Here is a 24,789-nt window from a genome sequence, read left to right as displayed (position 1 = left end):
TGCTATGTCCTGGCAGGGAAGTGTGTGGGCACCCATCGCGAGCTTGTGCTTGGCGGCATTGTCGATACCCGCCTATGGCAACGAACCCGCTTCGCACGGTCGAACCGATCCCTTTGCTTGGAACCTAACCAGTCAACCCGGCATGCCTGAGCCAGCCCGCTTAGTGCCACTGCTTCAATTTGGCAGTGAACGCCGCAACTGGTTTATCGGCACGCAACTCGCCCCCGTCGCCCGCTATCAGCCCCGGCCCTCCGCTGCAACGCGCTGGCAAGCCCGCTTTGGCGGTGGCCTCGTCCAAGGCCGCGCCACCTTTGTGCTCGATCTCAGCCACAACGAAGGCTTGGCACTGACCGATCAACTTGCCCTGGCCCTGACCGCTAAGTATCAATTTTAATTTATACCAGTCACACTCCCATCATCCGATCGGCACCATTGAAAAAGCCGCACGGTAGGTGCGGCTTGTCGGGTCAACGTAGGCACTCGGCGGTTAACGCTCCAGGATCACCGTGGCCATCGCGTAGTGTCGCTCATCAGACAGGCTCACGTGACAATGCTGGCCACCGAGTTGACGCAAACGCTCCAACGCTCCGTCACTCAACTGCAACTGGGGCGCGCCCCACGCGTCATGGCACAACTCGATATGCTGGAACGACACACCGCGACCAATGCCGGTGCCAAGGGCCTTGGCCGCCGCCTCTTTGACCGCAAAGCGCTTGGCCAGAAGCCGGGCCGGATCGCTGTGAGTCAGCCAGGCCTCCAGCTCATCCGGGGTCAGGATCCGAGCGGCAAAGCGTTCCGCCTTCTCCTCGCCCATACGCTCAAGTCGCTCGCTAAACCGGGCGATCTCAACGATGTCGGTACCCAACCCTAGGATCGCCATCAGATCCCCTGACGGGCCTGCTGCATTAATTGCTTCATCTCACGCACCGCCGGCGCCAACCCCTCCAACGCGGCTCGGGCGATGATGGCGTGGCCGATGTTCAGCTCATAAAACTCCGGGATGGCGGCGATCGGCTTGACGTTGTGATAGTGCAGGCCGTGACCGGCATTGACGATCAAGCCCTTGCCAGCGGCATAACGCGCACCTTCGGCGATACGCGCCAGCTCCGCCGCTTGCTCGGCGTCACTCTCGGCGTCAGCGTAAGCGCCGGTGTGGATCTCAATATAAGGCGCACCAGCGGCCACCGCCGCATCAATTTGGACTGGATCCGCATCGATAAACAGCGACACCTTGATGCTCTGCGCCGCCAGACGTGACACCGCCTGGGTGATCTTAGCCAACTGACCGGCCACATCCAGACCGCCCTCGGTGGTCAGCTCTTCGCGCTTCTCCGGCACCAGGCAGACGTAGGTCGGTTTGATACGCTCGGCGATGGCCAGCATCTCGTCGGTTACGGCCATCTCCAGATTCATGCGGGTCTTCAAGGTTTGCGCCAGCACCTCAACATCCCGATCGACAATATGACGGCGATCCTCACGTAAGTGGATCGTGATGCCATCCGCGCCGGCCATCTCGGCAATGGCGGCGGCATGAACGGGATCCGGGTAGTTGGTCCCCCGCGCCTGGCGCAGGGTCGCGATATGGTCGATGTTAACGCCCAGAAGAATGCTCATGTCGTCCTCGTTGTTTTTGGAATAGCGTCCTGCTGTGCAGCGGCTTGTTACCAAGCAGTGGCCGCAGCACGGTTCGGATCAGATGTTTTGCTTGTCGCAACTGCTCGGGCGTTGCTAAGGCCTGCTTTTGCCAAGCCAGCAACATCTCACCACAGTAGCCGACACCGGCGATCGGCAGCATACCGACGCCGGTGCGCCAAGCGTAATGTTGCTGGGCAACAATATCAATGCCCTGCGCATCCTGCCATAACGGCGGCAGGTGGCCCTGGCTCTGCAACAACCGCAGCTCAAAATGGCGCAGGCAGCGCTGCAACTCCTGCTCGGCGGCTAGCGCCATCAACGCCTGATGATAGGATTCAAACAGCCCCTCCAACGCCTGCCCTTCCGACAACAGACGTTGGCACAGCTCGTTGATATAGAGCCCGCCGAACAGCGCATCACCGGTAATGGGCAAAGGCAGGCTGGGGGCATCGAGCTGGCTGAGAGTGCGCAAAGAGGAGTGACCGGACAGGCCGACCAGCAACGGGCGGAAGGGTTGTAACTGAGATCTCTTGGCTTGGCCGGTGCGGCCGCCAACACGAGCCACGGCCGCAATGCGGCCGTGATCCTCGCAGAGGAGATCCAGTAGCAGACTGGTTTCCCGGTAAGGCCGGGCGTGGAGCAGGTAGGCTCGACTGAGCGGCTCAGTCGTCGCCATAACCCAGGCTTCGCAGTGCCCGTTCGTCGTCGGCCCAGCCCGACTTCACCTTGACCCAAGTCTCCAGGTACACCTTGGTGTCGAACATCTCTTGCATGTCCAGGCGCGCCTGCTGACCAATGGTTTTGATCTTCTCGCCCTTATTGCCGATCACCATGCGCTTCTGGCCTTCACGCTCAACCAAGATCAAGGCATTGATGTGATAGGTGCCCTTTTCATCCATGGCAAACTGCTCGATCTCGACATTCAGCGAGTAGGGCAGTTCATCACCGAGGAAACGGATCAGCTTTTCGCGCAGGATCTCAGCCGCCATAAAGCGGGAGCTGCGATCGGTGACATAGTCTTCCGGGAAGTAGTGGATGCACTCAGGGAGCAGCTCCTGCGCCATCTTAACAATGGTCTGCGGATCGTCCCCTTTGCCCGCCGACATCGGAATGATGGCATCAAAATCAAATTGGCTTTGCAGCCACTGCAGATGCGGCATCAGCTCGGCCCGGTCTTTGACCTGATCGATCTTATTGACCACCAGAATGGTCTTCCGACCGCCGGAGCCACGCTTGATCTTATTGAGCACCATCTGATCGTCTTCGGTCCACTTGGTGCCTTCGACCATCATCACCACCATCTCAACGTCACCGATGGAGCTGGCCGCCGCCCGGTTCATCAGTCGGTTGATGGTGCGCTTTTCCTCTTTGTGCAGCCCAGGGGTATCGACGAAGATGGTCTGGTGAGACCCTTCGGTGTGGATCCCCATGATGCGATGCCGAGTGGTCTGCGGCTTGCGTGACGTAATGCTCACCTTCTGACCCAGGATCCGGTTCAGCAGGGTGGATTTGCCCACATTGGGGCGCCCAACGATGGCAACAAAGCCGCAATAGGTGGTATCGGTCATGGGATCAGTAACTCCAGTGTCTGGGCGGCGGCTTCCTGCTCAGCCTTACGGCGCGAGCCGCCACGGCCGATCACAGCATCAGCCAGATCTTCCACCTGACAGCTCACGGTAAAGGTTTGGTCGTGGGCATCCCCTTCCACGGCAATCACGGTATAGGTTGGCAGCGCTTTCTTGCGCCCCTGCAGATACTCCTGCAATCGGGTCTTAGGATCTTTCTGCCGGCTGCCCGGCTTGATCGCATCGAGTCGGTCTTTGTACAATCCGAGGATCAACTGTTTGGCCTGCTCCACCCCGCCGTCGAGGAACACGGCGCCGATGATCGCTTCAACCGCATCCGCCAGGATCGACTCACGGCGAAAACCGCCGGACTTAAGCTCGCCCGGGCCTAAGCGGATCACCTCGGACAACACCAACTCGCGGCCGATCTCGGCTAGGGTCACGCCCTTCACCAAGGTCGCCCGCATCCGGGTCATATCGCCTTCACTGACCTTCGGGAAGCGCAAGTACAGATCTTCCGCAACCACCATCGACAGCACCGCGTCGCCCAGATACTCAAGGCGTTCATTATGCTGGCCCGCCGCACTGCGGTGGGTTAGGGCCAGCTTCAGCAAATTCAAATCCTTGAATTGATAGTCCAGCGCATCCTGCAAACGTTTGAGGTTCGCCTGAATCACTCAAGGCCTCCGATCCGGTTAAAACGAACGCCGGTTGGGATCCAACCGGGCAACAGGCTGTCATGCCCACGTTCAAATTCAAAAGACATCCAGATAAATACCGCTTTGCCCACCAACAACTCCTCGTCGATAAAGCCCCAGAAACGGCCATCAGCGCTGTTGTCTCGGTTATCGCCGATCGCGAAGTACTGGCCTTCCGGTACAACCCATTCACCGGTCTTAGTGCCGCTTTGCGGATAAAAATACTGGTTCATGGCCGGCTTGCTCGGATCGATCAAGATATCGTGGGTTACGTCGCCCAGCACCTCCCGGTAACGGAGTAACTCGACGCCCCCATCGACGAACTCGCCTCGATTGACCTGAGCACGTGACAGCTTCTGCATCGGCTGACACTCAGTACCACTGACGCAAGCCGGCTGAATGTAGAGCTCTTTATTACTGTAGATCACCCGATCGCCCGGCAGGCCGACGATCCGCTTGATGTAATCAATGCGCGGATCCTGTGGGTATTTAAACACCGCCACATCGCCCCGCTTCGGCTGGCCGGTTTCGACCAGCGTCTTGCGCAGAACCGGATCTTTGATGCCGTAGGCAAACTTCTCCACCAGGATAAAGTCGCCGACCAGCAAGGTTGGCATCATCGAGCCCGACGGGATCTGGAACGGCTCGTAGATAAACGAGCGCAACACCAGAACCACGGCCAACACCGGAAAGACCGAATGACAGTTTTCCGCAAACCACCCTTCCCGCATCAGTTCGGTGCGTTGTTCATCACGCTTGGCTTCGGGCAACTGCAAGCCAGCGTTGGCATCGAAGGCCTCGACCGCAGCCAAACGCTTAGGCCGCAGCAGAAAATGATCAAACGCCCAGACCAATCCGGTGATCAGGGTCAACAGCACCAACAGGTGCGAGAACAAGGTTGCCATGCAGTATTAGTCTCCGACTTTCAAAATGGCCAAGAAGGCTTCCTGGGGCACTTCTACGTTGCCCACCTGCTTCATCCGTTTCTTACCTTCTTTTTGCTTCTGCAGCAGCTTTTTCTTACGGCTTACATCACCGCCGTAACACTTAGCGGTCACGTCTTTACGCAGCGCCTTCACGTTCGAGCGAGCAATAATGTGGTTACCAATGGAGGCCTGGATCGCGATGTCGAACATCTGCCGTGGGATAAGCTCTCGCATCTTCTCCACCAGCTGACGGCCTCGGAACTGGGCGTTGTCTTTGTGGGTGATCATTGCCAGCGCATCGACGCGATCGCCGTTGATCAGCACATCCACCCGCACCATGTCCTCTTCTTGGAAGCGAACAAAGCTGTAATCCAGCGACGCGTATCCGCGGCTGGTGGATTTGAGACGGTCGAAGAAGTCCAACACCACTTCCGCCATCGGCAGTTCATACTTCACCGCCACCTGCTTACCGTGGTAAGTCATGTCCTTCTGCACACCGCGCTTTTCAATACACAGAGTGATCACGTTGCCCAAGTACTCTTGCGGCACCAAAATATTGGCTTCCACAATCGGCTCAGCAATGGTCTCGATGTTGTTCACAGCCGGCAAGCCCGAAGGGTTATCCACCATCAGCTCTTCGCCGGACGTCGTCTTAACCTTGTAGATAACCGTTGGTGCCGTGGTGATCAGATCCAGATTGTATTCGCGCTCTAGACGCTCCTGAATGATCTCCATGTGCAGCATGCCCAGGAAGCCACAACGGAAGCCGAAACCCAGTGCCGCCGAGGTTTCTGGCTCGTAAAACAGCGAAGCATCGTTGAGCGACAGCTTGGCCAGCGCATCACGGAAGGCTTCATAGTCTTCCGAGGAGATCGGGAACAGTCCGGCGTAAACCTGTGGCTTAACCTTCTGGAAGCCCGGCAGCGCTTCGGTCGCACCGTGCTTGTTGTGGGTGATGGTATCGCCCACTGGCGCACCGTGGATCTCTTTGATCCCACAGACCACCCAGCCCACTTCACCGGTCTTCAGCTCCTGAGTGTCGATCTGCTTCGGGGTAAAGATCCCCAAACGGTCGACGCCCCAAACCTGGCCGGTGCTCATGATCTTGATCTTATCGTTCTTCTTTAGTTTGCCGTTTTTAATGCGAACCAAAGAAACCACGCCCAGGTAGTTGTCAAACCAGGAATCAATGATGGACGCCTGCAGTGGCGCCTCGGGATCGCCTTCCGGCGCCGGAACATCACGGACGATGCACTCAAGCACATCTTCGATGCCAATGCCGGTTTTGGCGGAGCAGCGCACCGCTTCCATCGCATCGATGCCGACGATGTCTTCGATCTCTTCGGCAACGCGATCCGGATCCGCCTGGGGCAGATCGATCTTGTTGAGGATAGGCAAAACTTCCAGATCCATCTCGATGGCGGTGTAGCAGTTGGCCAATGTCTGGGCTTCGACCCCCTGACCAGCGTCCACCACCAGCAGCGCACCTTCACAGGACGCCAAAGAGCGGGAAACTTCGTAGCTGAAGTCAACGTGACCTGGGGTATCAATGAAGTTCAGCTGGTAGGTTTCACCATCCTGAGCTTTGTAGTCCAGGGTCACACTCTGGGCCTTAATGGTGATGCCACGCTCACGCTCAATATCCATGGAGTCCAGAACCTGGGCTTCCATTTCGCGCTCGGACAAGCCGCCGCAGTGCTGGATCAAACGATCGGACAAGGTCGACTTGCCGTGATCGATGTGTGCAATGATCGAAAAATTACGGATATGCTTCATCGGTGCCGCTACTTCGCAAAAAAACTGAACCAAAGGATCAAGGACAAGGCGCCTTGGGCGACTGCCATTAACCGCTAATTTATCTGACAAAAGCCAATTCGAAGCTGAATTCGAATTGGCTTTATTCTTCAAGTCGGGGCTATAAAGGATGCAGCGCCCGCCTAAATCTAGTGTAAGGGGAGCGATTTTAGCGGATTTTTGCCCGCTGGGCTATGAACCCGAGATCGGCAGGCCCAAATCTCCGAGGATGGTCAAAGGCCGCGGTTGATAACGCGCCCAACGCCTGGCCAACGCAAACCCCGCCGCGCCGCCGGTCAAACAGGACAGGATGGTGAGTGGCTCACCGACCGACAACAGGTGCGCCAGTACCGCAGCCCCGATCCCGCCCAGTAACGGAAGCAGGTAGACCGCCGCGGATAATCGCAGCAGATCCTGCTCGGCGATGCCGATCCGCAATTGGGTTCCTGCCGGGTATGCCTCCTCAGAGGGCAAGGTCAATCGATTCTGTTTCGGCGTCCACGCCTTGGCAACAATGCCGGTGCCACAATCGTCGCCCTGCTCACAGTGACCGCAGGCACTCTGATTGCGCCAGCTGATAGTGAGCAAGCCGCGTTCCCAGCGCTCTACCCGTGCGATCGCTTCGATCATCATCGCCTCACTTCGCCGGGTAGATGTTCTCGGCCACATTGGCCAAGGTTTCCACCGGCAACTTACCCACCACGACCACTTCGACCTCGCCATGCACCGCGCTGGCCAAGGCCAGACCATTGCCCGCCGTCACATTCCCCGGCAGGGTCACGCGCCCCGCCAGACCAATGTAGACCGAAAACTCCGCCAAGCCATCACTCAAGGCCAGATACTCCACCGGCTCATTCAGCCCCAACAACATATGTTGATCATAGTGCTGAACCTCAAAACCTGCCGGTAACCAGCCAAAGCGCCAACGCTGCTGCAATTGACGCTCCGGCGCTTCCATCACCTCGGGCCAGGTCCGCTCACGCAGCTCAATCAATAACGGCGAGGCTTGCTCAAACTGATGCAGCTCGATCACCAGCAACTGCTCAAGCAGGCTGTTTTCCTGATCAACCAGATCAACCCGCAATGGCAGTGCACTCTCCACGTCCAGCCACACCCGATATTGGAAGCGATAGGGATCGCCGGAGACGATGCGGATCAGCTGTGCGGTGCGTCCGGCGACGCGATTGCGTCCGCCTTCGACGAAGCGATAATGCGGCTCCAGCTTGGCGATCCCACCGGCAAACACGCCGGGTAACATCCCAGGGATCCGATCGCTGCGTACTCCATAGGGTTGCACGTCGTGCTCAATGAACACCACTTTATCATCCAAGCGGATGGCACTTTTGATCGGGCCGTTGAGGTGTTCCAACAACGCCACCTGGGCTTCATCGAACACACCATGGTGATAACGCATTGCGCGGATCTGATCCCGCTGCATCTGCACTAAAGAGAGTTGGAAGTTATGGTGATTGAGGGCGAGCTCCATCCGCTCCAGCCATTGGCGGGCAGCGCTGGAATCGGCCGCCTGGACGATGGGAGCCATCGTCAAAGCGACCAAGATCAGGATACGACGTAACAAATTTTATCTGTCCTGTGACTGAGCGGGGGCGTCCACAACGATACCATTTAACCGCTGCTGAAGCAGGTGATCACGCAAGAACGCATTGGCACGCAAGTGCTGCTCATGCGCCTCCCGCTCGGCGTCACGCTGAGGCTCCTGTACCCCCATGCCTGGCACCGAATAGCTGGCCGGCGTTGGCGCACCAAGCAGTGGCGTGGTCTGCAGCACCGGGATCGGGCTGGTCAGTGACTGCTCCGCCCCATACTGCTGCACCCCAACAACGGCGACCGCCGCCACCCCTGCTGCAATGGCGTACTGACCGAAGCGCTGACCCAAGCTCACCACCTGAGCCGGCAGCGCAAAACGGCGCTTACTCGGCTTCGGTGCCAAGATCGTCGGCTCCTGCTCCAGCTGCATCGCCACCTTATCGGCAATGTCGAACTGCAGCGTGGCGGGCAGTTCACCGCGCATCGCATCCCCGATCAGATGATAACGGTGCCATTGCTGCTGCAGCTCGGGCTCCGCACAGATCCGGTCCAAAATGTCGCCATGCTCCTGGCCATCCACACACGCCGACAACTGTTCCTGTCTCTCTGTCACCATACTCACCTTAACGTTTCAGTTACCGCTCCATCAGCGGTTGGATCTTCTTATCGATGGCTTCTCGAGCCCGGAAGATCCGGGAGCGAACAGTGCCCACAGGGCAGTCCATCACCGACGCGATCTCTTCGTAACTCATGCCTTCCAGCTCACGAAGGGTGATCGCCACTTTCAACTCCTCAGGCAAGCTTTCAATGGTGCTGAACACCGCTTGCTTGATCTCGTCGGACAACACCTGACGCTCAGGCGATGCCACATCACGCAGCGCATCCGCACCGTCGTAAAATTCCGCTTCTTCCGCGTCGACATCATTGGCCGGGGGACGACGCCCCTGCGACACCAGATGATTCTTGGCGGTGTTCACTGCGATCCGATACAGCCAGGTATAAAACGCACTGTCGCCACGAAAATTGGGCAACGAGCGATAGGCTTTAATAAACGCCTCCTGGGCCACATCAGCCACATCACCAGGGTTCTTCACATAACGGCCGATCAGATTGGCCACCTTGTGTTGATACTTCACGACAAGCAGATTAAACGCCTGCTTATCGCCCTGCTGAACGCGCTCGACCAGTTGCTGATCACTTATCGGCTCACTCACTCGAGAGCTCTCTCCTACTGACTAACCTACTGATTTTCCGTTCACTCGTATCAAGCGCACTAAATCAGACTACGGTAACTGGGAAAAGTTCGTAAAAAAATATGACTTGGCTCACAACCCCTTGCTCACAATAGGGATTGGGAGTTTGGGCCGTTCAGGAGTACCATACGCGAACCCAATCTGAATGACATGATAACGGATGAATCAAGGGCTTGAACACCACGTTGATGTATTAGTCATTGGCAGTGGTGCCGCCGGGTTGACCCTGGCGCTGAAACTGGCAAAACACGCGAAGGTGATGGTGATCGCCAAGAGCCAACTCAAAGATGGCTCCACCTACTATGCCCAAGGCGGGATCGCAGCCGTGTTTGATGAGCACGACACCATCGACTCCCACGTCGAGGATACGCTGGTGGCCGGTGCCGGTCTGTGTGATCGCGCCGCAGTCCAGTTTACCGCCCAAGAGGCCCGTGCCGCGCTCGAATGGCTGATCCGTAAAGGGGCCGACTTTGACACCGAAACCGACGAAGCCGGCCAAAGCCGCTACCACTTGACGCGAGAGGGGGGCCACAGCCACCGCCGCATCTTGCATGCCGCCGACGCAACCGGCAAAGAGGTGCAACAAACGCTGCAGCAGCAAGCGCGACAACACCCCAACATTCAGGTACTCGAAGGCTACAACGCGGTGGATCTGATCACCTCCACCAAGCTGGGTCACGCCGGCGACAACCGAGTGCTCGGGGCCTATATCTGGAATCGCAAGGCCGAGGCGGTTGAAACCGTACACGCCCCCTACGTGGTCTTGGCCACAGGCGGTGCCTCCAAGGTCTATCAGTACACCTCCAACCCTGATGTCGCCTCCGGCGATGGCATCGCCATGGCTTGGCGCGCCGGTTGTCCGGTGGCCAATATGGAATTCAACCAGTTCCATCCCACCTGCCTGTATCACCCCCAAGCCAAAAACTTCCTACTGACCGAGGCGTTGCGTGGCGAAGGTGCCGTCCTGCGCCGCCCCGATGGCAGCCGCTTTATGCCGGAGATCCACGATCGCGCCGAGTTGGCGCCGCGGGATGTGGTCGCTCGCGCCATCGATTACGAGATGAAGCGCCTCGGTGCCGACTGCATGTACCTCGACATCAGCCACAAGCCCGCGGACTTTATCCATAAGCATTTTCCCACCATCTACCAGCGCTGCCTGGAGCTGGGGATCGACATCACCGCCGAGCCGATCCCCGTGGTGCCTGCCGCCCACTATACCTGTGGCGGCGTGATGACCGATCTGGACGGGGCCACCCGTTTGCCTGGCCTCTATGCCATCGGCGAAGTGGCCTACACCGGCCTGCATGGTGCCAACCGCATGGCCAGTAACTCCTTGCTGGAATGCTTGGTGTTTGCCCGCGCCGCCGCGCGCCACATCGAAAGCGAGTTTGTTCATCGTTCGCCGCTTCCCAAGGTGGCACTGCCGCCGTGGGATGACAGCCGGGTGGTGAACTCGGATGAGCAGGTGGTGATCGCGCACAACTGGCATGAGCTGCGGTTGTTTATGTGGGATTACGTCGGCATCGTTCGCACCGATAAGCGACTGCAGCGCGCCCTGCGTCGGGTTGAGATGCTCAAAGCGGAGATCCAGCAGTACTACGCCGACTTCCAGATCAGCAACGACTTACTCGAGCTGCGCAATCTGGTGCAGGTGGCGGAGCTTATCATCCGCAGCGCCATGGCGCGCAAGGAGAGTCGCGGCCTGCACTTTACGTTGGATCACCCAGAGACGTTGTCCGAGCCACAGCCCACGATGTTGTCACCGGACTGAGCCGCAAGCACCAGACGACACAGCCTACGCCAGTGGGCTGTGTCGTAACTGTCTTGATGGCACCAGTACCAGTGTCGTCGCCCGCCCTGATACCAACACAGCAGTGCTAGGCCCGGCAATAACCGGCTTTGACGCGCCAGCGGCCAGTCCTGCTTTGCGCCGTGCCAGCGCAGCGAGCCCGCCTCGCTCAGCAGAAATCCGGGGGTCGGCGGCAAGATGCGTGCCCGCCACAACGGCCTCAGCAGGCCAAGCGCGATCCCGCCCCGCAGCCAGTCAAACCATTCCGGTAAGCGTTCAGGCCACAGGCCAAGCGAGCACAACAATAAGAACCAGCCCAACAATCGAAAACGCCGGGCGTGGTAGGAAGGAAGGGGGGTAAAACTATGAAGCGTGACGCTCAAGGTTGCTCGCGAGGATCCGACCAATCAAAGCCGCCAAGCGCGGATCCTGGCAGATCTCATGCCCCATAAACCACGCAAACAATTCAGGATCATCACAGGCCAAAAGCCGCACAAAGTCCTCTTGCTCTATCGCGCTGAGCGCGGCGTGCTCGTGCTCGACAAACGGCTCAAGCAACACATCCAACTCCAGCATGCCGCGTCGACATGCCCATTTTAGCCGTCTGACTTGGTCATTGTGCCCTGTGGTCATCTTCTCTCCTTGAGATCCTACTGCGATCGCTTATGACCCGTTGAGTCTATCACGCTTAATCCGCAGATAGATCCCTGCAGAACAAAGAGAACAGCTCGCCATGGCCAGCACCAAAGGTAAAGGCGTGCCACTGTGAGCCAGGCTCATCAATAACCCGGCAAACGCCCCACCGGCGAAGCGCAAACAGCCCCCTAAGGCGGCAACTGAGCCGCTCAGATGGGGGATCAGATCCAGCGACAAACCGGTAGAGTTCGCCGAGATCAAACCGATAGGACCAAAGATCATCATCACCGGGATCACGATCGCCAGCACCGATTCGAAGGCCAAAACATGCAGCAATAACAACAAGATGGATCCTAGCGCGGACAGGCTAAGACCGTATTGCAGCATGCGGACCCGACCAAGGCGTGCCACATACCGCGCATTCAGGCTGGTGCAAAACATCATGGTGAGCACGTTCACGCCAAACAGATAACCAAAATGTTCCGGCGCGATCCCGAAATACTCGATGTAGACAAAAGATGCCCCCGTGACAAAGGAGAACAGTGCACACGAGGCGAAGATCCCCACCAACAGATAAGCCATGCACTCACGGTGTTTGAGGATCTGGCCATAACCCCTTAGCGCCGAGCGCAGGCCCAAAGGCGGACGCGCTTGCTGCGACAGGGTCTCGCCGATCACCCGCCAGAGCGCAAACACCAGCAGCAGACCCAACAAAGCCAGTAAAAAAAACAGACTGCGCCAGCCCGCCACCAACAACAGATAGCCACCAAGCAAAGGCGCAATCAAAGGAGCAAGCGCCATCACCAACATGGTAAAGCTGACGGCGCGAGCAAACTCGTCACCGGCAAACAGATCACGCATCATTCCCATCAGCACCACAGAGCCTGCCGCGCCCCCCAGCGCCTGCAGCACCCGGAACAACAACAGCTGATCCAGGCTTTGCGCCATAGCGCAGCCCAAGCTGCCAAAGACGAACAAGCCCATGCCAAACATCAGAATGGGCATTCGACCGATGCTGTCGGTGATCGGGCCGTAAAACAATTGGCCAAAGGAGAAGCCCAGCAAGTAGACGCTGACGCTGTACTGCACCAGTTCAACCGGTACCGCGAAGCTTTGTGCCAAGGTTGGAATGGCAGGGAGGTACATATCAATGGCCAGCGGCGTTAAGCCAGCCAATGCCCCAAGCAGGGCAATCACAACAGAATAGGAAGGACGGGTCACGGAACAGCTCTCACCGGATAGATGAGAACTAGGATCCCATTGTTAACGACAACTCTGCAAGCCGCAATTAATCTAACGCGATGCTCGCCGCTTCAGCGCCACTAAAAAATTCGGTGAAATCTGCATCGAGCAAGCGCCGCACCGCCGGGTGCTGGATCATGCGCTCAGCAAACATCACATGGTACTCCTCGTGCACCTCATCGGTTTGGCCGATCAGCACAAACCCGCGCCCCAGGATCTCTTCCCGGTACAGCGTCGGCACCACAAACACACCATTGCTCAGATGAGCAAACGCCTTCATCATCGCCGCGTCGTCAAACTCCCCCATGATATTGGGTACCAAGCCGATCTCATCGAACCAACGCAGCAATTGCTGACCCAATGCCGTCTTACGGTGTGGGATCAGTAATTTGGCGTCCTTTAGATTGGCGGGAAACTCACCATCCAAAGTCTTGGTGGAGACGAAACTGATGCCGCACTGGCCCAATTTCTTGCTGAGGATCTCAGGGTACTTCAACGATTCCGAGTCACTGCCCGACAACACAATATCCAGCTTATGCTGAGATAAGCGCTCGATCAGATCCTCATCGCTCGATTCAAAACAGTTTAGGTGGATCGAGCCATCATCCGGCACCACCGACAGCAACAGTCGGCTCGCTAAAGACTTGGATAAGGCATCCGATGTGCCCACCTCAAACAGGATGGAACTGTCCTGATTGTAATTGAGCAGATCCAGCATCTCGTAAGATAAGCTGTACATCTTATCGGCGTATCGAAACACCAATTCACCCAACTCCGAGGTGACCAATTGCCGCCCCTGACGCTTAAACAGCTTGCCACCAAGCCGCTGCTCCAGTTGACGGATCTGGCCCGTCACGGTTTGCGGAGTCAAAAAAAGGGCCTCGGCCGCCTTAGCCACCGAACCCTTTTTGCGCACCATCCAGAAATAATACAGATGGTTATAATTTAGATGAGCCATGCAATACCCAATTATCGGCAGTGCATTAGTTGGGCTAACGCCTGCTGCAGTTCAGACTGCGTCGTGATCATCCCTTGTTCAACCCATTCATCCAACGCCAACACCAACTGATCTCGCTGCGGCAGACGCTGCTCACAGTAGGCCGCGTTGGCCTGCTTGAAACGCCTTCCACTGCGAAACTTCAGTGCACGCTCAGACACAGAATCGGTTGTCAGGGGCGCCGGTTGTATCAACCCACGCATCGCCAACGCACCATCGATCAACCCTTCCAAATAGGTCAGGCACTCGTCGCTGCGAGGCGAATCCTGACATTGAGCCAAGTTGATATCATTCGCCCATGCTGGCGACAATGTCGCCAGCATCAAAAGCAATCCCTTTGCTTTCTTCTTCATGAACCCTCACATTTTATCGCGACTTACTTTGACTCAGGCAGGATCGCCTTAAGGTAAAAGTAACCGATCAGGGCGGCAACCGTCGAACCCATCAAGATCCCCAAGCGGGACAAATCACCGTAGACAACAGCATCAACAGGGAATGACAGAGAGGCAATAAACATCGCCATGGTAAAGCCGATCGCACACAGCATGGAAACACCAAACAGGTGTTTGAACCCAATGCCTTCAGGCAGAGTCGCCAGCTTCATCTTCACAGCCATCCAAGAGAAGCCCATGATACCCAGAGGCTTACCAATGAGCAGACCCAATGCAATGCCCAAAGGCAGTGCCGAAGCCACATCACCAATAGACATGCCCGACAAGCTAACACCCGCGTTAGCGAAGGCGAAGATCGGCAGGATCATGAACGAGCTCCAAGGGTGCAAGCCATGCTCGAGATGCTCGCTTGGGCAATGACCGTGCTCATCCTTCTTAAGAGGGATGGTAAAGGCCAAAATAACGCCTGCCAGCGTCGCGTGGACACCAGACTTCAGTACCGCAACCCACAGCACCAGGCCGATCAGCATGTATGGGCCCAGATCGCGTACACCGCGACGGTTCATCAAAGACAGCGCGACGATAGCCGCAGCCGCAACTGCCAAACTGGCCGCTGACAAGGAGTCGCTGTAGAACAAGGCAATGATCACGATCGCCAGCAGATCATCGATGATGGCCAGGGCCAGCAGGAAGATCTTCAAGGCTGCCGGTACACGGCTGCCCAGCAGGGCCAATACACCCAAAGCAAACGCGATGTCGGTTGCCGCAGGGATCGCCCAGCCATTGGCCGCAATAGGATCTGCGTGGTTAAACGCCAGGTAAACCAGCGCAGGGGCCGCCATACCGCCGATAGCAGCGAAGGTTGGCAGCGCCGCCTTACTACGGCTAGACAGAGCGCCTTGCAGCAACTCACGCTTAACTTCCAAACCAATCAGCAAGAAGAAGAACGCCATCAGCAGATCGTTGATCCACAGCAGGGCGGTTTTATCGATATCCAATGCACCGATACGTACCTGTACAGGCGCATTCAAAAACGCATCGTACAGGCCAGCCAATGGCGAGTTAGCCAGAACCATGGCAAAGGCCACGGCGATCATCAGCAGGATGCCGCCGGAGGACTCCTGGCTCAGAAAGTTTTTAATTGCGTGCTTCATACACTTCTCCAAGAATTAACAGACGGAGTGTAGTCACATACGAACCGATGGGAAAATCGTTTCTTTCGCAAATATAGCTCGGTATTTTCGAGTTGTGAAGCTTGTCACGCTTTCTAATTCCTCTGGTGGAAATAAACGCATAACCACAAACCATATGAAAGCCACTGATAACAAACAAAAAACAATCTATTCCAAGAATAAATCAGTAACTATTTACCCAGCCCAAAGCCATAAAACCGCACTTACGAAGCGGTAACATCACCCTGAATCACACTCAATACTTGCTAAGCGTGGCCCGCTGCCAAGCGTAAAACCGGGGGCTGCTCTGGCCGGAGCCGCCCGACTTCCCCCTCTGCTCATAAATCTGACTCCAATCTCGCTTCGTTTGCGAATTGCCATCCTAGGTTGGCCTGATACCATGTCGCCATTGTGACTGAGGAGAAAGCATTGTAATGAGGCAGTATCTAGATCTGTGCCAACGCATCGTCGATGAGGGTGTGTGGGTGGATAACCAACGAACCGGTAAGCGCTGTCTTACCGTGATCAATGCGGATCTGACCTACGACGTCGGCAACAATCAATTTCCCTTAGTGACCACCCGCAAGAGCTTTTGGCGCTCGGCCATCGCCGAGATCTTGGGCTACCTGCGTGGCTACGACAACGCGGCGGATTTTCGCCAACTTGGCACCAAGACCTGGGACGCCAATGCCAACGACAACGCCGCCTGGCTGGCCAATCCCCGGCGCAAAGGCGAAGACGACATGGGGCTGATCTACGGCGCACTCGGTCGCGCCTTTCCCAAGCCTGAAGGCGGCAGTGTCGATCTGCTGCGCCAGATCATTGATGATCTCAGCAAAGGGATCGACAACCGCGGCGAGATCCTGACCTTCTACCATCCTGGGGCATTCGAGCTGGGTTGCCTGCGGCCCTGCATGTATAGCCACCACTTCTCGCTGCTGGGCGACACGCTGTACCTCAATAGCACCCAACGCAGCTGTGATGTGCCGCTGGGGCTGAATTTCAACATGGTACAGGTCTACGTTCTGCTGGCGCTAGTCGCCCAGATCACCGGCCACAAAGCCGGTCAGGCGTACCACAAGATCGTCAACGCCCACATCTACGAAGATCAGCTCGCGCCGATGCGTGACATTCAGTTAACGCGCACGCCCTATACGTCGCCCAAGCTGATCATCAACCCCAAGATCCAGTCACTGGAAGACATCGAAACCTGGGTAACCCTGGACGATTTTGCCGTGGAAGACTACCAGCACCACGATCCCATTAAGTACCCGTTCTCGGTCTGAGCCCGGCAGCAAGATCCAAAAAAGCCAGCTTTCGCTGGCTTTTTTGTTACTCGACAACCGACGGTCACTTCACTCGGGGACGAGCCATCAGATAGAGGCCAAACGCCAGCATGGGCACGGTCAACAACTGACCCATGGTCAAGCCCAGATAGAGGCTCATGTGGGCGTCCGGCTCACGCACAAACTCGACAATGAAGCGCGACACCCCATAGCCGATCAGGAACAGTCCAGCGACGGCGCCGGGCTTGCGATCCCCTTTGGCGAACCACCACAACACCCAAAACAGCACCACCCCCTCCAAGAAGCCTTCATACAACTGTGACGGATGACGCGGCAGAGCGCCCGCGCCCGGAAACACAAAGGCCCAAGGCACATCCGTGGTACGTCCCCATAACTCACCATTGATAAAGTTTCCGAGTCGACCTAGGCCCAATCCGATCGGCACAACCGGCGCCACCAGATCGGCCACTTGCCAGTAAGTCCGCTGCTGACGCCAGGCGACATACCCCATCGCCACAATCACCCCGATCAGGCCGCCGTGGAACGACATGCCGCCATCGGTGATCCGGAACAGATAGAGTGGATCGGCCACCAGCCATTGCCAGCCGTAAAACAGCACGTAACCCAAGCGCCCACCGAGCACCACACCCAAGAAGCTATAGAACAACAGATCGGAGACCTGATCTCGGGTCCAGCCCGAATTCGGCTTGTCGGCATGACGGTTGAGTAACCACATGGCCGCAAGAAAACCAAGCAGGTACATCATCCCATACCAGCGCAGTGCCAACGGGCCGATCTCAACGATGATGGGATCGATCTGAGGAAAGGAAAACCAAGTTTCAGCCATGGAGCGTCTTAAGTCCGTAATGTTGAGCGGGAATTGCACCCTAGCATAGAGAGAATGGCCATCAACGGCAATGGCTTATGCCTGGGGTTGCGGTCCGGAATGAAACGGCACCAGCTTAGCCAACTGCCCCTGCTGTAAGCAATCCGTCAGCAAGGCACGAACCGCTGCGCCATCGTTCGCCGACAGCAGCGCCAGGCGCAATGGCCCTAAGGTCGACAGATCCAGGTGTCGCACCAGATAATGCACCACGCCCAGTGCATTGGCATTCATGCTCAAGTGGCGATAGCCAAGCGCCAGCAACAGCAACGCCCCCGGCACCTCAGACGCCAGCTCCCCACACAAGCCAAAGCGAAGTGAGCCCGCTTGCCGCGCCACCATATCCAGCGCCGAGACCACCGCCGGATGAAAGGCATCGTATTGCTCGCCCACCTGCGCGTTGTTGCGATCGACCGCCAACAGATATTGGGTCAGATCGTTACTGCCAACCGAAACAAAGTCGAGCTCCGAGCGCCAGTTGCTCAATTGAAACACCGCCGCCGGCACCTCGACCATGATCCCCAGCGGCGGCCTGCGCACCGGCACCTTCAGCTCCTCGCTCAGCTCCTGCACAGCCTGAGCCAATAAACGCCGACACTGGCGGATCTCATCAAGCTGCGACACCATAGGCACCATGATCTGCAGATTCCCCAAGCCCTGATCAGCCTTGATCAAGGCACGCAGCTGCCCCAAAAACAGTTCGGGATGATCCAAAGTCAGGCGGACACCACGCCAGCCAAGAAACGGATTATCCTCACGCAACGGCAAATAAGGCAATGGCTTATCGCCCCCCACATCCAGGGTACGGATCACCACCGGCTTCGTCCCGGCTTGTTGCAGGATCTGCCGATAGAAGCGCTCCTGCTGCTGCTCGGTCGGAAACTGGCTGTACGACATAAACAGCGCCTCGGTACGAAACAGACCGATCCCCGCCACCCCTTGACGCTCAAGGGAGTCCTCTTCCGACTTCAGATCGGCATTGAGCTGCAACGCCACCGTTTGACCATCCAAACTGACGCAGGGCTGATCCAGCCGCAACTGCAGATCGGCCTGACGCCGCTCGCGATTGCGTTTTATCTGCTGATATTTCTGCAGCAATGGCGCTTCCGGCTCGAGCCAGAACTGGCCCGCCATGGCATCCAGCAGCAGAGGTTTGTCGGCTAACTGTTCCAGCCGAACGCCATCCACGGCCACCAGCGCCGGGATCCCCATCGCCCGCGCCAAGATCGCGGCGTGCGAGTTAACCCCGCCGCGCAGGCTGATGATCCCCGCCAGATATTGTGGCGGCACCTCGGCAAGCATGGTGGCGCTGATCTCCCGCGCGACCAAGATCACCGGCTGTTGCCAACGACTGCCCACATCCGCAGGCCGCGCCAACTGCTCCAACACCCGCTGCCCCAGATCGCGGATATCACTGGCCCGCTCCCGCAGGTACTCGTCCTCCATCGCCTCGAAGCGACCTATGGTCTCCAGCACCACCTTACATACCGCGGTCTCAGCGCTCCAGCCACGCTGACAGAGGCGCTGCAGCCCCTGCTGTAAGCCTTTGTCGGCCAACAACAACTGAAAGCTGTCGAAGATCTGCAGGATCTCATCTCCCAACTCCCGATCCAACCGCGTCGCCAACAGCTCCAACTCCGAGCTGGAGCGTGCCAAAGCCGCCTGCAGTCGAGGCCACTCCTGCTCGGGAAGGGTACTGCGTCGCGGCGACTGCTCAAGGCTGACTCTGGGGCGGGCGAGGCAACCCGGCGCCATGGCGATCCCCGGCGCCGCGCTTAACGCCGAGAAATGGCGCTGTCGCTGGGTTAAGGTTCGGGTCAAGGCGCGCTCGCGCAGCTCCGGTGCCAACTGTGACGCCAGAGTAATGACAAAAGACTCTTCTTCTTCGCTGAACTGACGGGCGATGCGTTGTTGCACCACCAGCACCCCCACCAAATTTCGTCGATGGATCAACGGCGCGGCCAGAAAGGCCAGAAAATCATCCTCCTGGGCCAAGGGGAGACGCTTAAAGGCAGGGTGGGTTGGCGCATCGGCCAGGTTAATGATCTCCTCACGCTGCGCCACCGTACCAACGATCCCCTCCCCCAACTGCAAACGCGCGCGGCCGACGGCATCGGGCGACAATCCCTCCGTCGCACACAGCACTAGGCCGCTATCATCCTGCAAGTACAGCGAGCAACAGTCGGTTTGCATCGCATCGCGGGTCAGCTTGACCAATTGGTCGACCGACTGCTCGACCGATTCGGCTTGCGAGACCCGCTGGACGATGTGGCGCAGAGTATGGATCATCGATTGCGACGCCGGCGCCGATGGCGCGTTGCGTCCTGCCTCCCTTTGCTGACTGGCTGTTGACCCCACAAAGCCGTCGGGATGAATTCCGTTAAGATCTTACGATAGACCTCACGTTTGAAGGACACCACTTGCCTCACCGGGTACCAATAACTGACCCAACGCCAGTCATCGAACTCCGGATGACCACAAGCGGCCAAATTGATGCGCGCTTCAGAGCCCTGAAGTTGCAACAGGAACCATTTCTGTTTCTGACCTATGCATACCGGTTTACTGTCTTGGCGCACCAAGCGCTTAGGTAAACGGTAGCGTAGCCAGGAGCGACTGCGGGCCAGGATCCGAACATCCTCTTTTTTCAGCCCGACTTCCTCATACAGCTCGCGATACATCGCTTGCTCAGGGCTTTCGCCTTCATTGACGCCACCTTGAGGAAATTGCCAGGAGTGTTGACCAAATCGTCTGGCCCACAGCACCTGACCCTGTCGGTTACAGATGATGATCCCAACATTGGCTCGAAAGCCGTCGTTATCGATCACAAGCTTATCCGATAAAATTCGTAACTAGTTGGGATTGTTCCATAAAGCCACAGCGGCAGCAAACACCCCATGGACAGTCCGTCGCTCAGAGTTATAAACAGAAGATATCCACTGTCTCTGTGGATAACCAAGTGCATAACTGTGAGAATTATTCAGATATGCCGCTATCTCCCCGTGACAGTGGCGCAACGCAGCCGACCACCACCAACAAAATCCAGCAAAAACATGATCTTACAAAACAGACAAAATCCCCCCCTCCATCCAACACTTAGATCGGTCAAATATACAACAGCCGGTTCTGTCGCGATAGATCCCATAACGATGCAAACTTTATCCACAAAAAGTGTGTTTTGCTTGCCATTACCTGACCAATGATCAGCTATATTGACGCAATATTGAAAGTTATCCCAACATCTTGTGGATTGTGCTGTGAATAAAGCAATGGAGCTTCCGGACAACCCCTTAGCTTTTGCCCCGCTCTTCGCTGAAACGCATAAATTTATCCTTATTTAACAGAGAAGTAGCTCGCACGCATGACTGTTGATAACCTGCACAGATGACACTGGTGCTTTTTTAAGCAACCCTTTGTGTTCCGGCCCGGCTCAACACGCCCGCCCTGATCTTTCATCAAGAAGCCTTTATACTGCGCCGATGCACATTCTCCCCCCCGAATCCATTGACCAGTTGCTTGAACGCGCTTACCACATCGCGGGCTGGCAACTGGGTGAGTTAGCGGACACCCTCGCGCTCGAAACCCCACAAAACTTTCGCCGCCACAAAGGCTGGACCGGTCAGTTATTGGAACATTGGCTCGGTGCCAGTGCTGGCTCACGGCCGGAGCCTGACTTCCCCCAGCTTGGTGTGGAACTCAAAACCATTCCCGTCGATGCACAAGGGGCACCGCTGGAGTCGACCTATATCTGTGTGTGTCCGCTGACCGGGCTGCGCGGGCTACGTTGGCAAGATTCGGTCGTCTTTCACAAGCTCAGTTGCGTCCTGTGGATCCCGATACAAGGCGATCGCGCCGTACCGCCGGCGCAGCGCCACATTGGCATGCCCTTGTTGTGGCAACCCGATCCCGACGAGATGGCCCTGCTGCAGCGCGACTGGGAGGAACTGACCGAGCAGGTCGCGCTCGGCCGGGTAGAGCAGATCACGGCACATCAAGGTGAAGTGCTGCAGTTACGCCCCAAAGCCGCCAATCGGCAGGTGCTAACGGACGCCATCGGCCCCGACGGCAGGACGATCCAGGCCCAACCGAGGGGGTTTTACTTGCGAAGCCGCTTTACCCACCGTATTCTACAGAAGCATTTTCTTTGATCTCTGTCAGCTTTCATTCCCGTTCCATAAACTCGGTCACTGGATGAACTGAGCCGAATTGATTATGATCCTGCGTCATTACGTCATACACCCCCCAGCCATAAGCGATACAGCAGTACCCTATCTTGCAAGCAGGTCATGAACTAAGAAAATTTGCCTTTGCCGTGGTCGCTTGGACCCTCGCAATGGCCGTATTTGTCGCCTTCCGGTATGCCCAAAACACGGAGGCGCCCGGCTGGGTGGTTACCAGCGCCGATACCTTCACCCTGAGCCTCTACCTTGGCACCATTCTCGGCTGCCTGCATTGGCTGTCCAACCTGATCAGTGCCACCAGTCCGATCCGGCGCATGAGTTACATGGTGATCGTCTCTTTTAAGGGACTGTTTTTGCTGATCGGCGCTATGCTGCTGATCAAGATCACCCTGTGGATCAACACTTGGACACCGGCGCCGCATCTCGATGTTGAATACAATCGACTCACCCAAAGTCTGCTGAACAGTCCCTCCACCCAATCCTTGGTTCTGTATCTGGTTTGGGTGCGCCTCTGTCTGGCCTTCCTTGAGCAGATGGTGTTATTGGTTGGCCAACGCAACCTGATCAATATGGGACTGGGTAAGTACCACAGGCCGCGGCAGGAACAACGGGTCTTCCTCTTTATCGACATGGTGGGCTCCACCGCCCATGCCGAGGCGCTGGGAGATTATCGCTTCAGCCGTCTGGTTCAAGATTGCTTCGATCTGCTGTCCAGCTGCGTGCAACAACAACGCGGCGAGATCTATCGCTATATTGGTGATGCGGTGATGATCAGTTGGAAGATCAAGCCCGGGCGGGAGATGGAGCGCAGCTTGGACCTCTATCATGAGTTTATCCAGATGCTGTATTGGAACCGCCACTATTTTCAGGAGCAATACGGCTTCCTGCCGCGCTTTAAAGGGGCGGTGCACGGCGGCAAAGTGATGGCGGCCGTGGTCGGAGTGAACAAGCAGGAGATCAGCTACTTCTCTGATGTGTTAAACACCCTAGCTCGGTTACAGGACCAATGCGGCCCCCTCAAGAAAAACCTGCTGATCTCCGGCCAGGTCCAGCAATGGCTGGGGGAAAACGGCAAGTATCAACTTGAGCCCATCGGCCCCATGCGGCTCAAAGGCAAGCAGCATGAGATCGATGTCTTTGCGGTGGTCAGTCCGCCTTCGTCGGTAACAGGGACTGGATCATTTGTCCCAAGGTCCTGAAGGTCCGCAAGCGGCTTGAGGTCTGACGCCACACTAAGCCTATCTCACGATAAGGCGCCTCCCCCGGCGGTTGATACACCTGCAGATCCGTCCCATTAAGGATCCCGGCATCGATCGCCATCTGTGGTAAAAAGGTGGTGCCCAGCTTGGAGTCCACCATCTGCACCAAGGTATGCAAACTGGTGGCAGCAAACGGGTTGATCTTCGTACTGTTCTGCATCTCACACGCACTGATAGCGTGGCCCGTGATGCAATGCTCACGCTGCAGCAAGAAGATGCTTTCATCCGGCATCTGCTCATACTCGATGGCGCCATCCATCGGCTGCTCTTTATGCGCCACCAACTTGAAGGGATCGATCCCCACCGACATGCTATGGAAGCCACTGGTGTCCACCGGCAGCGCCAGCAACAACAGATCCAGCTCACCGCTGCCCAGCGCCGCGATCAAATTCTCCGTGGTGTCTTCTCGCAGCAGCAAACTCATGCTTGGGAACTGCTGTCCCACCTCTTTCACCACCCGGTTCAGCAAGAACGGGGCAATGGTCGGAATGCAGCCCAAGCGAATGGTGCCGGCCATGGGCTCGCCCGCACAGCGGGCCAGATCCGTCATCTCCTGCACCTCCGCCAACAAGTGGCGGGAACGGCCGACCACCTCTTCGCCCAGCGCCGTAAACATAAAGGACTTATGATCGCGCTCGATCAATTGCCCGCCCAACTGCTCTTCTAGATTCTGGATCCCTGATGACAGCGTTGATTGACTCACGTGGCACGCTTTCGCCGCACGGTTAAAATTCTGCTCACGGTGCAGCTGCACCAAGTAATACAAATTCTTCAAGCTGGGAAGCTTGCTCATAATAGATCCGATTAAGAATGGGTAACTTACCCGTTTATCTCACATTCAACCTAGAGGCGTCTCGATCCAGATCACACTTTGCGCTAAACCGTGCGAGGCTCAAAGGCCGCCTCGACCAGATCATCAATGGTCATATGGAAAGCCGGTACGAAGTTCGCCATAAACCAAGCCACCTCCGGCATCCGCTCGATGTAAGGGTGTAATGCCGCCAGCACCTTGCGCTCAGTCCCCTCAAATTCGGTATTGCCCGCACGCAGTTCCGACAAAGCCTTGGTGTAGGCGGACAACAGATCGGCCGCTTTCACAAACTGCGCCGACTCGCCCTCAGATTCGTGCCCGATCAATGGCTCATAACTGGAGCGCAACGGCTGTGGGATGGTACCCAGCATCAATGTCGAGGCGATCGCCTCCATCTCCCGACACAGCGCCAACATCCGCGGCGCGGAGTATTTCACCCCACTGTTCACATCTTCGGTGAGCACCTCAGGCGCATCGTGGAATAGGGCCATCACCGCCAACTGGTTCTCATCCACCGCCGGCTCATCGGTAAAGATCCGATTGCGGATCACCCCTAAAGCATGCGCAAACAGAGCCACCTGAAAACTGTGCTCCGCCACGTTTTCGGCTCGCGTCGGGTTCGACTTCCCCCAACGGTGCACGTTCTGCATTCTTGACAGCAAAGCGAAAAAGACCGGTTGCATCATCCACCTCCATAGCGATCCAATCGTCAGCGTAAACTGGTT

Annotated in this window: 27 protein-coding genes; 5 read left to right on the top strand and 22 right to left on the bottom strand. The window is 57.1% G+C overall.

The window, feature by feature from the left end; translation table 11 throughout:
• Window positions 1–4: 4 nt before the first annotated feature.
• A complete protein-coding gene (locus ABEA08_RS17090) occupies window positions 5–394 on the top strand; it encodes a hypothetical protein (protein WP_345336591.1) in 390 nt (129 codons plus the stop codon).
• 93 nt (window positions 395–487) lie between these two features.
• Here ABEA08_RS17090 and acpS read toward each other — a convergent pair whose 3' ends face one another.
• From acpS to rpoE, 11 genes are all read right to left on the bottom strand, one after another.
• Window positions 488–880 carry a holo-ACP synthase gene (gene acpS / locus ABEA08_RS17085; RefSeq protein ID WP_345336590.1) on the bottom strand — a complete coding sequence of 131 codons (393 nt, stop codon included), beginning with the start codon at window positions 878–880 and terminating at the stop codon, window positions 488–490.
• A complete protein-coding gene (pdxJ, locus tag ABEA08_RS17080; protein ID WP_345336589.1) occupies window positions 880–1,614 on the bottom strand; it encodes a pyridoxine 5'-phosphate synthase in 735 nt (244 codons plus the stop codon). The genes acpS and pdxJ overlap by 1 nt, the downstream gene beginning before the upstream one ends.
• On the bottom strand, window positions 1,592–2,311 hold the full coding sequence (gene recO, locus ABEA08_RS17075) for a DNA repair protein RecO (protein WP_345336588.1): 720 nt from the start codon (window positions 2,309–2,311) through the stop codon (window positions 1,592–1,594). The genes pdxJ and recO overlap by 23 nt, the downstream gene beginning before the upstream one ends.
• On the bottom strand, window positions 2,298–3,203 hold the full coding sequence (era, locus tag ABEA08_RS17070) for a GTPase Era (RefSeq protein ID WP_345336587.1): 906 nt from the start codon (window positions 3,201–3,203) through the stop codon (window positions 2,298–2,300). The genes recO and era overlap by 14 nt, the downstream gene beginning before the upstream one ends.
• A complete protein-coding gene (gene rnc, locus ABEA08_RS17065; RefSeq protein WP_345336637.1) occupies window positions 3,200–3,874 on the bottom strand; it encodes a ribonuclease III in 675 nt (224 codons plus the stop codon). Before rnc ends, era begins: the two co-directional genes overlap by 4 nt.
• Window positions 3,874–4,803 (bottom strand): signal peptidase I, encoded by a 930-nt coding sequence (gene lepB, locus ABEA08_RS17060; RefSeq protein ID WP_345336585.1) that lies wholly within the window; start codon window positions 4,801–4,803, stop codon window positions 3,874–3,876. The genes rnc and lepB overlap by 1 nt, the downstream gene beginning before the upstream one ends.
• 6 nt (window positions 4,804–4,809) lie before the next feature.
• Complete coding sequence (lepA, locus tag ABEA08_RS17055; RefSeq protein WP_345336584.1) at window positions 4,810–6,600, bottom strand: translation elongation factor 4; 1,791 nt, start codon at window positions 6,598–6,600, stop codon at window positions 4,810–4,812.
• Between the two features lie 210 nt (window positions 6,601–6,810).
• A complete protein-coding gene (locus ABEA08_RS17050; RefSeq protein WP_345336582.1) occupies window positions 6,811–7,248 on the bottom strand; it encodes a SoxR reducing system RseC family protein in 438 nt (145 codons plus the stop codon).
• Between the two features lie 7 nt (window positions 7,249–7,255).
• Window positions 7,256–8,197, bottom strand: coding sequence for a MucB/RseB C-terminal domain-containing protein (locus ABEA08_RS17045; RefSeq protein WP_345336581.1), 942 nt, complete (start codon window positions 8,195–8,197; stop codon window positions 7,256–7,258).
• Between the two features lie 3 nt (window positions 8,198–8,200).
• Window positions 8,201–8,779, bottom strand: a complete 579-nt coding sequence (locus ABEA08_RS17040; RefSeq protein ID WP_345336580.1) for a sigma-E factor negative regulatory protein — start codon at window positions 8,777–8,779, stop codon at window positions 8,201–8,203.
• A 22-nt stretch (window positions 8,780–8,801) separates the two neighbouring features.
• Window positions 8,802–9,380: an RNA polymerase sigma factor RpoE gene (gene rpoE / locus ABEA08_RS17035; RefSeq protein WP_345336579.1), complete on the bottom strand. Its 579-nt coding sequence runs from the start codon at window positions 9,378–9,380 to the stop codon at window positions 8,802–8,804.
• A 199-nt stretch (window positions 9,381–9,579) separates the two neighbouring features.
• Between rpoE and nadB the strand changes: the two genes are divergently transcribed.
• Complete coding sequence (nadB, locus tag ABEA08_RS17030) at window positions 9,580–11,190, top strand: L-aspartate oxidase (RefSeq protein ID WP_345336578.1); 1,611 nt, start codon at window positions 9,580–9,582, stop codon at window positions 11,188–11,190.
• On the opposite strand, the gene ABEA08_RS17025 is transcribed toward nadB, so the two are convergent.
• The 6 genes from ABEA08_RS17025 to nhaA form a co-directional block, all read right to left on the bottom strand.
• Window positions 11,139–11,591, bottom strand: coding sequence for a protein YgfX (locus ABEA08_RS17025; protein ID WP_345336577.1), 453 nt, complete (start codon window positions 11,589–11,591; stop codon window positions 11,139–11,141). The two genes, nadB and ABEA08_RS17025, sit on opposite strands and share 52 nt — an antisense overlap.
• Complete coding sequence (locus tag ABEA08_RS17020; RefSeq protein ID WP_345336576.1) at window positions 11,572–11,841, bottom strand: FAD assembly factor SdhE; 270 nt, start codon at window positions 11,839–11,841, stop codon at window positions 11,572–11,574. Before ABEA08_RS17020 ends, ABEA08_RS17025 begins: the two co-directional genes overlap by 20 nt.
• Before the next feature lie 30 nt (window positions 11,842–11,871).
• Complete coding sequence (locus ABEA08_RS17015; protein WP_345336575.1) at window positions 11,872–13,065, bottom strand: Bcr/CflA family multidrug efflux MFS transporter; 1,194 nt, start codon at window positions 13,063–13,065, stop codon at window positions 11,872–11,874.
• Window positions 13,066–13,132: 67 nt separating this feature from the next.
• Complete coding sequence (gene nhaR, locus ABEA08_RS17010) at window positions 13,133–14,044, bottom strand: transcriptional activator NhaR (RefSeq protein ID WP_345336574.1); 912 nt, start codon at window positions 14,042–14,044, stop codon at window positions 13,133–13,135.
• An 11-nt stretch (window positions 14,045–14,055) separates the two neighbouring features.
• A complete protein-coding gene (locus ABEA08_RS17005) occupies window positions 14,056–14,436 on the bottom strand; it encodes a hypothetical protein (protein ID WP_345336573.1) in 381 nt (126 codons plus the stop codon).
• A 23-nt stretch (window positions 14,437–14,459) separates the two neighbouring features.
• A complete protein-coding gene (gene nhaA, locus ABEA08_RS17000) occupies window positions 14,460–15,629 on the bottom strand; it encodes a Na+/H+ antiporter NhaA (protein ID WP_345336572.1) in 1,170 nt (389 codons plus the stop codon).
• A 452-nt stretch (window positions 15,630–16,081) separates the two neighbouring features.
• Between nhaA and ABEA08_RS16995 the strand changes: the two genes are divergently transcribed.
• Complete coding sequence (locus ABEA08_RS16995; RefSeq protein WP_345336571.1) at window positions 16,082–16,933, top strand: thymidylate synthase; 852 nt, start codon at window positions 16,082–16,084, stop codon at window positions 16,931–16,933.
• 64 nt (window positions 16,934–16,997) lie between these two features.
• Here ABEA08_RS16995 and lgt read toward each other — a convergent pair whose 3' ends face one another.
• From lgt to rppH, 3 genes are all read right to left on the bottom strand, one after another.
• Window positions 16,998–17,780 (bottom strand): prolipoprotein diacylglyceryl transferase, encoded by a 783-nt coding sequence (lgt, locus tag ABEA08_RS16990; protein ID WP_345336570.1) that lies wholly within the window; start codon window positions 17,778–17,780, stop codon window positions 16,998–17,000.
• A gap of 75 nt (window positions 17,781–17,855) precedes the next feature.
• Window positions 17,856–20,105 (bottom strand): phosphoenolpyruvate--protein phosphotransferase, encoded by a 2,250-nt coding sequence (ptsP, locus tag ABEA08_RS16985; protein ID WP_345336569.1) that lies wholly within the window; start codon window positions 20,103–20,105, stop codon window positions 17,856–17,858.
• Window positions 20,102–20,641: an RNA pyrophosphohydrolase gene (gene rppH / locus ABEA08_RS16980; protein ID WP_345336568.1), complete on the bottom strand. Its 540-nt coding sequence runs from the start codon at window positions 20,639–20,641 to the stop codon at window positions 20,102–20,104. Before rppH ends, ptsP begins: the two co-directional genes overlap by 4 nt.
• A gap of 651 nt (window positions 20,642–21,292) precedes the next feature.
• Here rppH and mutH point away from each other — a divergent pair.
• Together mutH and ABEA08_RS16970 are read left to right on the top strand one after the other, a co-directional pair.
• Window positions 21,293–21,961: a DNA mismatch repair endonuclease MutH gene (gene mutH / locus ABEA08_RS16975; protein ID WP_345336567.1), complete on the top strand. Its 669-nt coding sequence runs from the start codon at window positions 21,293–21,295 to the stop codon at window positions 21,959–21,961.
• A 185-nt stretch (window positions 21,962–22,146) separates the two neighbouring features.
• Window positions 22,147–23,193, top strand: a complete 1,047-nt coding sequence (locus ABEA08_RS16970) for an adenylate/guanylate cyclase domain-containing protein (protein ID WP_345336566.1) — start codon at window positions 22,147–22,149, stop codon at window positions 23,191–23,193.
• On the opposite strand, the gene ABEA08_RS16965 is transcribed toward ABEA08_RS16970, so the two are convergent.
• Together ABEA08_RS16965 and yfbR are read right to left on the bottom strand one after the other, a co-directional pair.
• Window positions 23,141–24,046 carry a hydrogen peroxide-inducible genes activator gene (locus tag ABEA08_RS16965; RefSeq protein WP_345336565.1) on the bottom strand — a complete coding sequence of 302 codons (906 nt, stop codon included), beginning with the start codon at window positions 24,044–24,046 and terminating at the stop codon, window positions 23,141–23,143. The genes ABEA08_RS16970 and ABEA08_RS16965 overlap by 53 nt on opposite strands.
• Window positions 24,047–24,129: 83 nt before the next feature.
• Window positions 24,130–24,747: a 5'-deoxynucleotidase gene (gene yfbR, locus ABEA08_RS16960; protein WP_345336564.1), complete on the bottom strand. Its 618-nt coding sequence runs from the start codon at window positions 24,745–24,747 to the stop codon at window positions 24,130–24,132.
• Window positions 24,748–24,789: the final 42 nt, after the last annotated feature.

This window comes from Ferrimonas pelagia, assembly GCF_039543565.1.
Taxonomy (GTDB): domain Bacteria; phylum Pseudomonadota; class Gammaproteobacteria; order Enterobacterales; family Shewanellaceae; genus Ferrimonas; species Ferrimonas pelagia.
The sequence above is the reverse complement of the archived record's forward strand: the minus strand, read 5'-3'. Positions and strand labels throughout refer to the sequence as shown.